Source organism: Microbacterium sp. Bi128 (assembly GCF_918698205.1).
In genome coordinates, this window is the sequence record NZ_CAKKMM010001423.1 from 1 (window position 1) to 1,289 (window position 1,289).

Consider the following 1,289-nt stretch of genomic DNA (forward strand, 5'->3'; position numbering starts at 1 on the left):
GTGTAGGCGCCCGAGCGGCGCAGGGGAGCGGCGACGAACAAGAGCAGCATCAGGTATCCGGCCGTGTACCCCACCGGATACCACAGGGCGTCGGTACCGGAGAGCAGGATGAGCCCGGCGACCCCCAGGAAGCTCGCAGCCGAGAGGTACTCCCCGCCGATTGCTGAGGCGTTCCACCACGGCTTGACCGTCCGGGACGCCACGTAGAAGTCCCCGGTGGTGCGCGAGATCCGTAACCCGTAGAAACCAATCACAGCCGTGGCGAGGGAGACGGCGGCGAACGCCGCGACGCCGACGACGGGGTTCACCGGCCGTTCACCCGGCCGCGTGGGTGGCCGCCCACCGGGCCCCGTACGTGGCCGCCCGCCGGGCCGTTCACGTGGGTCCTCACCTGTTCGGTCATTTGTCGCCGGCGAGGTCCCGGTAGCGGGCCTCGTTCCTGGCCGCGGTCCGCACGTACAGCCAGGCACTGAGGCCGATCACGGGATAGATCCCGGCCCCCAGCAGGACCCAGTCGAAGGGAAGGCCGGCAATCGTGGAGTCCGCCAGGCCGGGGACCAGCCCCAGCATCAGCGGGAAGGCGAGCATGATCAGCAGGAATCCCAGGGCCACCACGAGGCCCAGCCGGAGCTGGGACCGGATGAGCGAACGGACGAACAACTGCCCGGCGTCGGTCTCCTCCTCCGCTTCGCGGGAGGCTGCCGCGGAGCGCCCGCCGTTCAGGGCGGCGCTGTTTGCTGCGGTGCTGTTTGGTGCGGTGCCGTTTGGTGTGGCGCTGTTTGGTGTGACGCTGCGCGGCGCCGTGACCCGGACCCTTGTCATGCCTGCGGCCGGATACGGGTTGCGCCGAGCTTTTCCCGGACAGCAGGCAGGTGCCGGCGGCTGATAGGCAGTTCAGCTCCAGCCACGGTGACGCTGGGCCGCGCTGCGGCGAGCTTCAAGTGGCTGACGTGGCTCAGCGCGATCAGGTAGGAGCGGTGGATGCGGACGAATCCGGCGTCGGCCCACTGCTGTTCGAGGTCCGCCAGCGGAACCCTGATGAGGTAGCTGGCATCGGCGGTGTGCAGCCGGGCGTAATCACCCTGCGCCTGGACGTAGGTCACGTCCTCGCGACGGATCATTTTGGTGGTCCCGCCCAGGTCCACGGTGATCATTTCGGGTGCAGGGGCACCATCCTTGAGCAGTTCGCTGATGCGTCCGATCGACTTTGCCAGCCTTTCGGCCCGCACGGGCTTGAGGAGGTAGTCCACGGCCGCGAGCTCGAAGGCCTCCAGCGCGCAGTCCTCGTC

General features: G+C 68.7%; 2 protein-coding genes and 1 pseudogene. All 3 read right to left on the reverse strand.

Annotated features, from left to right (window positions below; all coding sequences use genetic code 11):
• Nucleotides 1-308, reverse strand: a pseudogene (locus LQV45_RS33325) (cation acetate symporter); the annotation flags it as partial.
• Nucleotides 309-399: 91 nt separating this feature from the next.
• On the reverse strand, nt 400-822 hold the full coding sequence (locus LQV45_RS33330; protein ID WP_230012025.1) for a hypothetical protein: 423 nt from the start codon (nt 820-822) through the stop codon (nt 400-402).
• The coding region (locus LQV45_RS33335; protein ID WP_230012028.1) for a LytTR family DNA-binding domain-containing protein at nt 819-1,289 on the reverse strand (471 nt) is incomplete at its 5' end. The genes LQV45_RS33330 and LQV45_RS33335, both read right to left, overlap by 4 nt.

Bases quoted from the DNA above. Each gene is read 5' to 3' on its own strand.
- LQV45_RS33330 (WP_230012025.1), bottom strand. From the start codon at position 822: ATGACAAGGGTCCGGGTCACGGCGCCGCGCAGCGTCACACCAAACAGC.